We start from the raw sequence: 13,073 nt of genomic DNA, 5'->3' as shown, positions 1-13,073 counted from the left end.
GCCCGGCTTCGGCCGGGCTTTTTTTTGTGTGTATGATTCGTCGGACAACTGTAGGAGGGGCTTTAGCCCCGATTCATTGAAGAATCGGGCCTGAAGGCCCTCCTACGTGAGGATTTAACGTTCGAGGGATTCCCATGCTCGTCTTCGTCGTCGCCGTCTCGGTGGCTCTCGTCTTCTCCTTCCTCTGTTCCATCTTCGAGTCGGTGCTGCTCTCCGTGCGCTACTCGCGGGTGGAGGAACTCGCCCAGAGCGGCAAGCGCTCCGGGCGGCTGCTCCGGCGCTTCAAGCGGGACATCGACACGCCCATCGCGGCCATCCTGATCGTCAACACCGTCGCGCACACGGTGGGCGCGTCGGTGGCCGGCGCGAGTTACTCCAACGTGTTCGACCCGCAGACGCTGTGGATCTTCACCATCGTCTTTACCGTCGCCGTGCTGCTGTTCACCGAGATCATCCCGAAGACGGTGGGTGTCACGTATTCCGATCTGCTCGCGACGCCGGTCGCCTTCGGCATACAGGCTTTCACCGTGGCGCTGAAGCCGCTGGTGGTGGTGAGCGGCATGCTGTCCCGGGCGCTGCGGGGCGGCGGCGAGGAGATGCCCATCACGTCGGTGGAGGAGATACGCCTGCTCGCCTCGCTGGGCCGCCGGGAGGGCAGCGTCGGCCTGCGCACGGCGTCGATGATCGTCGGCGCCACGCATCTGCGCCAGCTGCGCGCCGTGGACGTGATGGTGCCGCGCGCGGCCGTGCGTTTCCTCTCCGGCAGCATGAGCCGGCAGGAGCTGCTTGAGACGCTGAAGGAGGAACGCTTCAGCCGCTTCCCGTACTCGCCCACGGAGGACCTGGACCAGGCGGCGGGCATCGTGCTGGCCAAGGAGCTGCTGATCCACCTACAGGAGCACGAGGAGGTGGACTGGGAGTCGCTGGTCCGCGAACCCCTGATCGTGCCGGAGACCAAGCCGGTCAACTCGCTGTTGCTCGCCTTCCAGGAAACCCGCACCCACATGGCGCTGGTGGTGGACGAGTACGGCACTTTCCTCGGCATCGTCACCAACGAGGACCTGCTGGAGGAGATCGTCGGCGAGATCTACGACGAGACGGACCGTCCGACGGAGGAGATCTGGCGCCAGCCCGACGGCAGCCTGCACGCGCTCGGCACCGTGGATCTGCGCAAACTCTGCGGCCAGCTCGGCCTGCGCTGGGAACCGGAGGCGGACGTCGTCACCGCCGGCGGTCTCGTCAGCACGCTCCTCGGCCGTCTGCCGGAGGTGGGGGACGAGGTAGAATGGCGCGGCTACCGCCTGCGGGTTCTGGCCGCGGGCCGACGGCGCGCGGAACGCATCGCCGTGAGCAAGGTCGACTAGAAGACGAACAAGAAAAGGGAGAGATTCCATGCTGCGGGTGTCCGTATGGTCGATTCTGACGGCCGTTCTGCTGGTTGGTGTGTCTGCCGAGGTACGAGCGGAGCGATTCGGGACGGAGCGCCACGACTTCGAGGTGTCCGTCGTCACTGACGGCCTTAGCCATCCCTGGGGTCTCGCGTTCCTGCCGGACGGCGACATTCTGATCACCGAGCGAGGCGGCACCCTCCGCCTGATGCGCGACGGCGCGCTGCTGCCCGACCCCGTCGCCGGACTGCCGCCCATCGATCAGCACGGTCAGGGCGGCCTGCTGGACGTGGCGCCGCATCCGGATTTCGCGGAAAACCGACTGGTCTACCTCTCCTACGCAGGGCGGGGCGACGACGGCTACAGCACCGAGGTGCTGCGGGGCCGGCTGGAGGGCGACTCCCTTGCCGACGTGGAAGTGATCTTCCGCGCCACCCCCAAGACGGACGGCAAGCGGCATTTCGGCTCCCGGCTCCTGTTCGGGCCGGACGGCAAGCTCTACGTGTCGCTCGGCGACCGCGGCGACCGGCCCTCGGCCCAGGACCTCTCCTCCCACAACGGCTCCCTGCTGCGGCTGAACCCGGACGGCAGCGTGCCCGCAGACAACCCGTTCGTCGGCCGCGACGGAGCGCAGCCGGAAATCTGGACCTACGGCAACCGCAACATGCAGGGCATGGCGCTCAGGGCGAACGGCCAGATCTGGACCCACGAGCACGGCCCCCAGGGCGGCGACGAAGTGAACCTGATGCGCGCCGGGGTGAACTACGGCTGGCCCGTGATCACCTACGGCCGCAACTACGGCATCGGCACGAAGATCGGTGAAGGCGAGGAGAAAGCCGGCATGGCCCAGCCCGTCCACACCTGGGTGCCCTCCATCGCGCCCTCGGGCATGGCCTTCTACAACGGCGACGCCTTCCCGGCATGGAAAGGCGACCTGTTCGTGGGCTCGCTGAAATTCGGCCTGCTCGTGCGCCTGACCCTGAAAGGCGACGAGGTCGTGGCCGAGGAGCGCATGCTCGACAACGCCTACGGCCGCATCCGCGCGGTGGCCGAGGGCCCGGACGGCCTGCTCTGGCTCCTCACCGACGAGCGCAACGGCAAGCTCCTGAAGCTGACCCCCGCCGAATAAAACGTAGGAGGGCCTTCAGGCCCGACGCGGCTATTTTTCGAAGAACCGCTCGTACGCCGAGTGCATGACCTCCGGCGGGATCTCCAGCACCTCCGCGGCGTAGTGCAGGACGTCGAGCTCCGCCGACTCGCGGCGGCCGTCGGCGGCGATCAGCTCCAGCATGAGGATCGCCACCTCCTCTTTCTCCGACGGGTCCAGCAGGTTCCTGAGCGCCCGCAGCTGGGCCTCGAGTTCCTCGGGCTCCGGCGCCTCGGTCAACGCGGTGGTCAGCAGCTCCAGCGCCTCGGCGCTGCTCAGGCGGAAGTGGCTCTCGGTGATGGCGAGCATCTGCGAGGTCTCGGCCGTGGAGATGGTGCCGTCGGTCTTCGCGATACGCACGAGCAGCGAGGCGATCAGGAACTGGAAGTCCCGATCGGTCATGATGCCCTGGGCATCGACGGCTTCGCCGGACTTCAGCCGCAGGGTATCGCGTGGAATCGTGGCCATGGCTGTTCCCCCGCCATCCGCCCCGGACGCCGCCGGGGCACCGCCCTAGTTTATCCATCCTGCCGCGGAACGCCATCCATGCGCGCCGGGCGGGACGAGGCTCAGCCCGACCCGGGCGACCCCGGCGACGACAGCTCGGCGTCTTCCGGCCGCCGCCCGAGGAAACGGATGACGAGATAAAGCACGAATGCCCCCGCCGGCAGCGCCACCCACCAGGGCAGCCCGTAACCCGTCGGTAACGTGCCGATCAGCAGCGCGACGAGCCCGACGGCCATGGCATAGGGCAGCTGGGTGCGAACATGTTCGATGTGGTCGCAGCCGCTCGCCATGGACGAGAGGATGGTGGTGTCCGAGATCGGCGAGCAGTGATCGCCCCAGACCGCGCCTGCGAGGTTGCAGGCGATGGCCGAATACAGGATGCCGTGGTATTCCGGCCCGGTCATGCCCGCCGCCGACATCACCGCCCAGGTCAGCGGGATGATCAGCGGCATGAGGATGCCCATAGTCCCCCAGCTCGTGCCCGTGCTGAAGGCGGTCAGCGCCGACAGCACGAATATCAGCGCCGGCAGCACCGCCGGCGGCAGGGAGTCACCCAGCAGGCTGACCAGGTAATCCGCGGTGTGCAGTTCCTCGGCGATGCCGGCCAGCGCCCAGGCCAGCACCAGGATGATCATGGCGAACAGCATGGAACGCAAGCCCGTATACCAGGCGTCGATGACCTCCTCCAGATCCAGGATGCGCTGCCCGAGCGACAGGACGGCGGCCACCACCACGCCCAGCAGCGAGGCCCACATCAGCGCCTTGTAGGGATCCGCGCTGCCGATGATCTGCGGCAGCGTCTCGCCTTCGCCGGTGATCAGCAGGGCGGCCAGCAGGGTGCCGATGAGCACCAGGATCGGCAACACGGCGTTGACCGCGCGGACCGGCGCATCTTCCTTCGGCTCCAGATCTTCGAGACCCTCGCCGCTGGATGCCTCCGAGGCCTCGGAGCGCACCCGACCCCCGCGGGCGCGCACCTCGGCGGCGTGCATGCTGCCGAAGTCCCTCCCCGTGATGGCCACGAGGAAGACGAAGAACAGCGCGAAGAGGGGATAGAAGTTGTAGGGGATGGTGCTCAGGAAGACCGAATAGGGATTCTGTGAGAACTCGGGGATGCTCTTCAGCGCGTCGCCGATCAGCCCCACCTCGTAGCCGATCCAGGTGGTGGCCAGCGCCACGCAGGTGATGGGCGCCGCCGTGGAGTCCACGATGTAGGCGAGCTTCTCGCGAGAGATGCGCAGCCGGTCGGTCACGGAGCGGGCGGTGTTGCCGACCACCAGCGAGTTGCCGTAATCGTCGAAGAAGATCGCGATGCCCATGAGCCAGACGGAGACCTGTCCGCTGATCCGGTCCGTGGCCTTGCGCATGATCAGCCGCACCACGCCGTGCATGCCGCCATTGCGGGTAACGATGCCGACCATGCCGCCGATCATCAGGCTGAACAGGATGATCATCGCGTGATCGCTGTTGGCCAGTGCCCCGGCCACGTGCACCTGGAAGGCCTCGAGCAGGCCGCGAAACGCGCCGGTCGGGCTCAGCGAGATGAGGGCGGTGGCGCCGAACCAGATACCCAGCATCAGCGACGGGATGACGCTGCGCAGGGCCAGCGCGAGGAAGATGGCGAGTAGCGGCGGCAGAATGGACAGCCAGCCGGGGATGACGCGCAGCGCCGCTTCGGCCAGAGGCCGGGACGACGCCGCAGAAAGCTCGTACACAGCGAGATCGAGTGCCTGCGGATCGTCCACGAACACGTCGCTGAAGACGGCACTGCCCTCGGGGTCCGCGACGGCCTCGAAGCGCAGGGGGCCTGCGTCCAGTTCCAGACGGGCGCCGGCGGGCGCTCCCTCCACGGCCACGTCGAAAGCGACACCGGCGAGCGCCACGCGGGGCGGCTCCAGCCTGGCCTCGGCCATCGCGCGGGAAGGCAACACCGAAGCCGACAGCGCGACGAACACCAGCAGCGCGAGTGGCTTTCCGATTCTTCTTCTCCCCCCACCACCAGGACAACGCGGCGATGTTAGCACGCGCTTGAGAGCCGCCGGCGCTGGCGTCGGCGCAGCCGCTTCGCGATAATGGAGCCACTTGCAGAGCGATTGCGGGGCTGATCATGGCGACTGTATCCCGGGAACAGGACATAGGCGCGACGGACCGCGACTTCGGCAAGGCGCTGACGCCTCCAGGCTGGGTATTCCACGACCGTTCGCTGTACGAACGCGAACTCGAGGAGATCTTCCGCCGCATGTGGCTGGTGGCGGGCCATCACACACGGCTGTCGTCGCCGGGTGATTTCTTCGTGGTCGACGTCGGCCCGGAGTCCGTGATACTCGCCGCGGATGGCGACGGGCGGCCACGCGCCTGGCACAACTTCTGCCGTCACCGCGGCACCCGACTCACCTCCGGCGGCGGCAACTGCCGGATGTTCCGCTGCCCGTACCACAACTGGGCCTATGGCCTGGACGGTTCGCTGATCGCCGCCCCCGGCATGGACGAGGTGGAGGGCTTCGACCGCGGCGAGTTCCCGCTACGCGAGGTGCGCGTGGAGATCCTCGACGGATTCCTGTTCATCAATCTGGACCCCGACGCCGAGCCGCTGGCCGATGCCTACGCCGAATTCCCCGACCTGTCCGGCTACGACACGGCCGGGCTCGTGCGCGTGGGGCACCACGAGTACGAGGTGGCCGCGAACTGGAAGCTGATCTGCGAGAACTACAACGAGTGCTACCACTGCTCGCTGGCGCACCCGGCCCTGCATCGCGTGAGCACCTACGGCGAACTGCCCGAGTACGACTTTGTCGGCCGCAACTTCAACGGCGGCCCCATGGGCATCAAGGACGGCTGCAACACGCTGACCGTCTCCGGGGTCACCGCGAACCCGCCGCTGCCGGGCATCTCCGAGCAGGAGAAGCGTATGGTGCAGTACCTGAACCTGTACCCGAATTTCCTGTACAGCCTGGCGCCCGACTACGTCATGGCCCACTACGTGTGGCCGCGGGGACCGGATTCGGTCTATATCGAGACGGAATGGTTCTGCTCGCCCGCACAGATGGAACACCCGGACTTCGACGCCACCGATGCGATCGACTTCTGGGACATGACCAATCGCCAGGACTGGGCGCTGTGCGAGAACGCCCACCGGGGCCTGGCCTCCAGCGCCCACCTGCCCGGCCCGTACCACCCCAGCGAGAGCGGCGTGCACGCGTTCGACCGCTGGTACGTACAACGCATGTTCGGCCCATTGTAGGAGGGCCTTCAGGCCCGATTTGATAAATGAATCGGGGCTAAAGCCCCTCCTACATGCCCCTCCTACATGCCCCTCCTGCATGCCCATTGGGGATCGGGCCTGAAGGCCCTCCTACACGGTCTTTCGGTTCAGCCACCAGCCAACCACCAGCACCGGCGCGATGCCGACGAGGCCGCCCAGCGTGCCGGTGACGCCGGGGTTGGCGAAAGTCAGGTCCACCCAGGGCAGCAGCACGCTGCCGTAGAGGTACAGGCCGATGTGCACGACCAGCGCGCCGGCCGACGCCAGCCACAGCAGGCCCAGTGGCATGTCGCGGAACAGCACGCCCGCCAGCAGTGGCGGAGCGGCTGCCACCGCCAGACCGTACACCCCCACCTGGCCGAAGATGCCCAGCAGCCGCGGCGGATCCAGATTGACGATGAAGGCCGCCACGGCGATCGCCACCAGCACCACGTGACTGGCCCGCATGCCGAGCCGCATGCGCTCCTCCGGCGTGCGCTCCCGGGGCGAGTAACGGTCCACCAGGTTCAGCACCAGATCGTTCGCCGTAATCGTCGACAATGACACGAGCAGGCCGTCCAGCGTGGACATCGCCGCGGCCAGGAGCACCACGCTGATGATGGTGAAGACCCAGTCCGGGAACACCGTCTGCAGATACACGGTCATCACCAGGTCCTGACGGAACGCGCCGGTGGTCTCGTCGATGAGCGCGCTCTCCGGCACCACCAGGTGGGCCAGGAAGCCGACGCTCGCGAGCAGCAGGAAGAGGAAGAACACCGCCGCGAACACCAGCAGATAGCGATGTACCGCCTCGTCGGTCTTCACGTACAGCGCCTTGGTCAGGATATGGGGCTGGCAGGCGAGCACCGCGCCTATCACGAAGCCGGCGACATAGACCGAGAAGGGATCGTTGAACAGCTGTCCGCCCGTGTTTACCGGCACCAGCAGATCCGGGTCCGCGGCGGCGAGGCGCTCCGCCACCGAGCCCGGCTCCGCCAGGATGATCGCGATGCCCGAGCCGATCACCACCAGCGTCACCAGGATCATCAGCGAGCCCTGCAACATGTTGGTGAGCACGTGCGCATAGGCGCCGCCGATGAACACGTAGCCGGTGACGAAAGTCAGCGTGATCACCAGCGCGGTCACGTTCGAGACCCCCAGCAGCCGCTGCATGACGATGGAAATACCGCCGACCAGCAGGACCACGAACGCAAACGACAGCAGGTTCAGGAACGAGAAGTACAGCGCGAAGCCGGGCGCCTTGTAGCGCTTGCCCACCCAGTCGGGGATGGTGAGCGCCTTCGCCTCGGCGCCGAAGCGCCGGAAGCGGAACGACAGCAGGTACAGCATCGTGAGGATGCCGAGCCCGGTGCCGGGCACCATGTGGATGAATGCAGACAGGCCGTCCACGTAGATGAAGCCCGGGTTGATGATGAACGTCGCCGCCGAGGCGGTGCTGGCCGCCAGCGTGACGCCGACCACCACCGGGCTGAGGTCGCCACGGCCGATGGCGAACGCGCCGAAATCCGTCGTGCGCTTGTAGCCCCGCCAGCCGAGCCACGCCGTGGCCAGCAGATAGACGATGAATAGCAGCCATGCAAACACGGCCCGCTCCCCCGGTTGCGGATTTCAACGAGCGTTGAACTTATAGGAGAAGCCGCCGGGGCGCAACCGGCTCAGGGATTGTCGTCCCGGGCCAGCAGCCGCCGCTTGGCATCCGCCGGCAGCCGGCGGATGGCGTACTCGCGCCGCTGGGCCGCGGAACGGTCGACGGCGGCTTCCGCGTAGACCAGCTCGGCGGGCAGGCGGCTGCGCGTATAGCGCGCGCCGCGGCCCGCGTTGTGCTCGGCGACCCGGCGCGCGAGATCCGTGGTGATCCCCGTGTACAGCGTCCCGTCGGCGCAGCGCAGCAGATAAACCTGCCAGACGCCGCCCTCCCCTGCAGTGGCCTCGTCACCCATGCGGCGAGTATGCCTTCGCGCTGCCCGGCCGGAAACTCGCGGGAACGCCCGAAAATGCCACAGGCTCGCCACGCTCCGCGCGCGCAGACTCCTGTCCCGTAGACCAACCATTGCTTCACAGGGAGGTGGGGCCATGAAGAGACTGATAGTGTTTTGCGCGGTTGTCGCGCTGTGTTCGATGGGTCGGGCGGCGACCGCGACGACTCTCCAGCCCTGGCAAGGGGATCCGATGGAATTGGACGGCCAGATGATCGAGGACGACAGCATACTGTGCAGCGGCAGTGGCTGCGGACCGCTGCTGGATTCGCTCAGGCAGGAATACCAGATGGACCTGTACCTCCTGCTGAACCAGCCCTCGACTCTCGATGAGACAGCGACCTATACGCTGGCTGTCTCCACCGAGCAGCTCTGTGAGCGGTTAGAAGAGTCGAAACCGAAGGGGTGTTCTTCGTCAACTCCGCCTTCGGTGCCGGGTTACGATCCTACCTGGCAACCCAATGGATGTGGCGTTGGCGGCTGGCGTGACCTTCTACTCGAACAACTCGCAAGTCTGGCCTTGACCAATTTTCATGGTGATCTGGACGAGCCATTTCCCGGCGTCAGCTTCCTGCCCGCATGCAACCAGCACGACTACTGCTACGGAATACAGACAGCCAAATACCGATGTGATGATCAGTTCCACGAGAATCTACAAGGCGCTTGTGCAGAAAACACAGCCAACGCCACCAGGACACTCTGCAACAGCGTTGCCGCCGCCTATTTCGTTGCAGTCACAGACCATGGCGATAGCGCTTATGACTCGGCCGGGGAAGATCTTGCGTGCGCCGAATGGCATCGGCAAATGAATATGAATGAGTGTAAGGCATCATAGGGTTGTGTGATCGGGGCAGTGTGATGAGTAGAGTATTCGTACTGGTTATTGGCTTTGTATCCGGGATGACCGTCGGGTGGCTGCTCTTCGACTCGGCGCGCGCACCCGAGCAAAACCCACAGGAGTCGGCCGCCAGCGCTGGCCATGCGCCGGAAATCGAGCGGAACGAGGGACGAGATCTTCAACTGGCCTCGCACCGACCAGACGACGGCAATGGGACACTCACCGAGCAAGACCAGATCCAGGATATCGAGGCCGAACCGGCATCCGAGTCGAGCACGCTCGCCGTTCAGTCCTATGCGGTTCGCACTCAGGACTTTGGAAAGCTGCTCTCCGCATACGACACAGTGTCAGCGAGGACTCTGCAGGAATTCAATGAACGCTATGCCGATGCCATTGCCTTTCGCACCGAAGGCGAATTCCAATGGATGGAAGAGCAAGGATTCCCGCTACCCGAAGAAATTCTGGCAGCGGCACAGATGTCACTCTCGGAACTGCGGTCGCTGGCAGAAAACGGCGATCAAAAAGCCCAGTTCCTCTACCTGGATCGAGCGCTGGAGAGAGTTCGGGACCTCAGAGATAGCTACCTGCGCTCAGGGATATCGCCAGAAGGCCTCAGAGAGATACCGGAATACGGCGATGCGTTGATCGAGGCAGCCTATGCAAAGGGATTCGTTTCCAAGAGCGAGTCGCCGTTTGCCGGTTATCTGATGGCAGAGTTCTCCAGAGCAGCCTTCGCCAACCAATACGGCTACATGGCAGGCCTGCTCTACGCCAGTGACAGGGGTGATGCGCGGGCGCGCACCAAGCTCAGGAGCTTCGTGCGCGAGCAAGGCATCTGCGAAGAAACGCTTCCCGCGATGGGGATGTACGCGACACTACTCGAGACGCGCCGCTCCAGACCAGAGAATCCGTAACCCGGTGCTAACGCGATCAGTAACTCGGATCGTACATCGTCGCCTCGATCGCCGACCGGAGATCATCCGGGACGGGGTCGAGGCGGGCGATGCCGTCCTCCAGCGCCCGCTCTACGACGGTGGTGGCGATGGCGGCCGATATCTGGCGGATGCGGGTGAGCGGCGGGTACAGCGTGCCGGCCTCCAGGTCTTTCTCGCTGATGAGATCGGCCAGGGTCCGCGCGGCGGTGAGGAACATCGTATCCGGTATGCTCGTGGCGCCGGCGAAGACCGCGCCGAGCCCGATGCCGGGGAAGATGTAGGCGTTATTGCCCTGGCCCGGCCGGTAGAAGCGCCCGCCCCAGGTCACCGGCTGGAAGGGGCTGCCGCTGGCGAAGATGGCGCGGCCATTGCTCCACGCGTAGGCCTCTTCGGCGGTGCACTCGGCTCGCGAGGTGGGATTGGACAGAGCGAAGATCACCGGCCGCGGATTGATGCGGGTCATCAATTCGACGATCTCGCGCGTGAACGTCCGCGGCGCTCCGGTGGCTCCGATCAGAACGTGGGGGCGATGCTCCTCCACGGCACCGAAGAAGTCGGCGGGCGCGCTGTCGGCGGCGTAGTCCGCCAGCGTTTCCGGGATATCGGCGCGATCGCGGGTGATGAGGCCCTTGCGGTCGACGAACCGGATCCGGCTGCGCGCATCCGCCTCGGAGACACCCTCCTCCACCAGTGAGGACACCATGAGGTCGGCGATACCGGCGGCGGCGGATCCCTTGCCCAGGAACATGACCCTCAGGTCCCTGAACGGGATGTCCGTGATCCGGGTGGAGGCGATGACGCCGGCCAGCGCCACGGCGGCGGTGCCCTGGATGTCGTCGTTGAAGCACAGCACGTCGTCCCGGTAGCGAGCCAGCAGCGAGCGCGCATTCTCGGTGGCGAAGTCCTCGAACTGGATCAGCGCATCCGGATACGCCTGCTGCACGGCGCGGACGAACTCCTCCAGCAGTTCCATGTACTCCGGCCCGCGCAGGCGGCGGCGGCGCAGGCCGAGGTACAGGGGGTCGTCCAGCAGCGTCTCGTTCTCGGTACCCACGTCCAGCATCACGGGCAGGCATTGCTCGGGGCGGATGCCGGCGCAGGCGACGTACAGCGAGAGTTTGCCGATGGGGATGCCGGCGCCGTTGCCGCCGAGATCCCCCAGGCCGAGCACCCGCTCGCCGTCGGTCACGACGATCACACGGATGTCCTTCTTCTCCCAGTTGTCCAGCAGCTTCGGTATCTGCCCCTTGTCCTCCGGCGTGATGAACAGCGCACGCGTATGCCGGTAGATGTGCGCGAACTCGAGGCAGGCCTCACCCACGGTCGGCGTGTAGATGATGGGCATGATCTCTTCGATGTGGTCGATGACCGTGCGGTAGAACAGCCGCCGGTTACGCCCCTGCAGCGCGCGCAGGAAGATGTAGCGGTCGATGTCGCTGGACTGGCGCCGGAGGTTCTCCAGCACCCGGGTGATCTGCATCTGCTGTGTGGAGATGGCCGGCGGCAGCAGCCCGCGCAGTCCCAGCTGCTCGCGCTCCTCCGCCGTGAAGGCGGTGGACTTGTTGATATCCGGATCCCGCAGGACGTCGATGCCCCGGAGGTGCGACTTGTTCTCCATACGTGCCTCGCGTTGGTGTGCTCGTCAGCTTTTGAGCGGCTGCCGGCGCCAGTATGTCAGGGATCGCCACAGCCATTCCACGGGCCCGAAGCGGAAGCTCCGCAGCCAGATCGGGCTCAACCAGAGCTGCAGGCCGATCACGGCGGCCACGAAGGCCATCTGCCAGAACCGCGGCACGGTCCCGTAGAGGCCGAGACCATAACCGTAGAAGACAGTCGTGAGTATCAGGGAATGCATCAGGTAGTTGGTGAGCGCCATCCGGCCGACGGCCGCGAAGCGGCGCATGAGCGCGGCGAGTGCTCCGGACTGCACGATGCTCATTACCAGCCCGATGTGGCCGAACGCCACCAGGATGCTGGCGAAATAGTTCGGGATCATGCCGACGCGGAAGGCGTACAGGCCGTCGAACTCGTGCTGCCAGAGATTCCAGCCGCTGAAGGCGGCGAGCGGCAGCCCCAGACCGTAGCCCACGATCATCATGCGCCGATAAAAAGCGGGGCTGCGCTGCGCCGAAAACACCCCGAGCTTCATCAGCGCCATACCGATCAGCATGAGCCCGCCCACGCGCCAGAGTGCGAATGCGATCGCGCCCTGGAACTGCATGCTGGCGACCATCGGCGCACGATGCTCGACGATCTCGCCGTAGCTGCCCCGGTAGGCCTCCAGGTCCGCCTGCACGTCCTCGGCGGTGGGCGCCACGAACGAGCGCATGGCTTCCGCGGCCTCCAGGCGCGCCGCCTCCTCCGCATCGAGCGCCTCGCCGGCATCACGCTGCTCCTGCAGCGGCCGTGTGGCGGCCTGTTCCTCCTCCATGTACTCGGCGCCGGCGTAGTTCATGAGCAACGAGACGGGCAACAACAGACAGGCAACGACGATCAGCGTGCGCGGCGCCCGGCGGCGCAGCGGATACAGCAGCATGCCCACCAGCGCGTAGTGGAACAGGATGTCGCCGAACCAGAGCAGGTATCCGTGGGCCACGCCGATCAGGAGCAGCCACAGCTGGCGCCGGTAGAAGATGCCGGCGAAGCCGGCGCCGCGCTCCTCCGCCCGGCCGGCCATGAGCACCACACCCGCGCCGAACAGCATCGAGAAGATCGTCATGAACTTCTGATCGAACAGCAGGTGGGTGAGGAACCAGGTGCCGAGGTTGTACCACTCCTCGCCGCCCATGATCAGCGGATTCGTGTAGGCGGCGAACGGCATCGCGAAGGCATAGACGTTCATGACCAGGATGCCGAGCACGGCCACGCCGCGAAGGGTGTCGATGGCCGTGATGCGCTCGGCGGCGGTGACCGGCCCCGCAGCGGGCAGCCTGGCCGGATCGTCCATCGCCCCGCCCCGGAGCACGCGCGTCTCGCTCATCGCTATCTCCCTGCCGTGCCGGACCACCCGGACTGGCTCG

11 protein-coding genes are annotated in these 13,073 nt (G+C 66.1%); 5 read left to right on the top strand and 6 right to left on the bottom strand.

The window, feature by feature from the left end; genetic code table 11:
- The first annotated feature begins 134 nt into the window (after window positions 1-134).
- Entirely contained in the window at window positions 135-1,364 is a 1,230-nt protein-coding gene (locus ACJMK0_RS06025) for a hemolysin family protein (RefSeq protein ID WP_405236471.1), read from the top strand.
- 28 nt (window positions 1,365-1,392) lie between these two features.
- On the top strand, window positions 1,393-2,517 hold the full coding sequence (locus tag ACJMK0_RS06020; protein ID WP_405236469.1) for a PQQ-dependent sugar dehydrogenase: 1,125 nt from the start codon (window positions 1,393-1,395) through the stop codon (window positions 2,515-2,517).
- 30 nt (window positions 2,518-2,547) lie between these two features.
- Here ACJMK0_RS06020 and ACJMK0_RS06015 read toward each other — a convergent pair whose 3' ends face one another.
- Window positions 2,548-3,003 (bottom strand): tellurite resistance TerB family protein, encoded by a 456-nt coding sequence (locus ACJMK0_RS06015; RefSeq protein ID WP_405236467.1) that lies wholly within the window; start codon window positions 3,001-3,003, stop codon window positions 2,548-2,550.
- A 101-nt stretch (window positions 3,004-3,104) separates the two neighbouring features.
- On the bottom strand, window positions 3,105-4,997 hold the full coding sequence (locus ACJMK0_RS06010; protein ID WP_405236465.1) for a Na+/H+ antiporter NhaC family protein: 1,893 nt from the start codon (window positions 4,995-4,997) through the stop codon (window positions 3,105-3,107).
- Window positions 4,998-5,149: 152 nt separating this feature from the next.
- Here ACJMK0_RS06010 and ACJMK0_RS06005 point away from each other — a divergent pair, with 152 nt between their 5' ends.
- Window positions 5,150-6,283 carry an aromatic ring-hydroxylating oxygenase subunit alpha gene (locus ACJMK0_RS06005; RefSeq protein WP_405236463.1) on the top strand — a complete coding sequence of 378 codons (1,134 nt, stop codon included), beginning with the start codon at window positions 5,150-5,152 and terminating at the stop codon, window positions 6,281-6,283.
- Between the two features lie 111 nt (window positions 6,284-6,394).
- Here ACJMK0_RS06005 and ACJMK0_RS06000 read toward each other — a convergent pair whose 3' ends face one another.
- Entirely contained in the window at window positions 6,395-7,888 is a 1,494-nt protein-coding gene (locus ACJMK0_RS06000) for a sodium:solute symporter family transporter (protein ID WP_405236461.1), read from the bottom strand.
- 71 nt (window positions 7,889-7,959) lie between these two features.
- Complete coding sequence (locus tag ACJMK0_RS05995) at window positions 7,960-8,244, bottom strand: GIY-YIG nuclease family protein (protein ID WP_405236459.1); 285 nt, start codon at window positions 8,242-8,244, stop codon at window positions 7,960-7,962.
- Between the two features lie 133 nt (window positions 8,245-8,377).
- On the opposite strand from ACJMK0_RS05995, the gene ACJMK0_RS05990 reads away from it, so the two are divergent.
- A complete protein-coding gene (locus ACJMK0_RS05990) occupies window positions 8,378-9,115 on the top strand; it encodes a hypothetical protein (RefSeq protein ID WP_405236457.1) in 738 nt (245 codons plus the stop codon).
- Window positions 9,116-9,138: 23 nt separating this feature from the next.
- On the top strand, window positions 9,139-10,032 hold the full coding sequence (locus ACJMK0_RS05985) for a hypothetical protein (protein WP_405236455.1): 894 nt from the start codon (window positions 9,139-9,141) through the stop codon (window positions 10,030-10,032).
- A 16-nt stretch (window positions 10,033-10,048) separates the two neighbouring features.
- On the opposite strand, the gene ACJMK0_RS05980 is transcribed toward ACJMK0_RS05985, so the two are convergent.
- Together ACJMK0_RS05980 and ACJMK0_RS05975 are read right to left on the bottom strand one after the other, a co-directional pair.
- Entirely contained in the window at window positions 10,049-11,671 is a 1,623-nt protein-coding gene (locus ACJMK0_RS05980) for an NAD-dependent malic enzyme (RefSeq protein WP_405236453.1), read from the bottom strand.
- 24 nt (window positions 11,672-11,695) lie between these two features.
- The gene (locus ACJMK0_RS05975) at window positions 11,696-13,033 is read right to left on the bottom strand and encodes a DUF418 domain-containing protein (protein WP_405236451.1); all 1,338 of its coding nucleotides are present in this window, start codon (window positions 13,031-13,033) and stop codon (window positions 11,696-11,698) included.
- Window positions 13,034-13,073 lie beyond the last annotated feature (40 nt).

The sequence above is a fragment of the Lentisalinibacter orientalis genome, assembly GCF_040706535.1.
GTDB lineage: Bacteria > Pseudomonadota > Gammaproteobacteria > Steroidobacterales > Woeseiaceae > Lentisalinibacter > Lentisalinibacter orientalis.
This window is presented reverse-complemented; position numbering and strand designations above follow the sequence as displayed.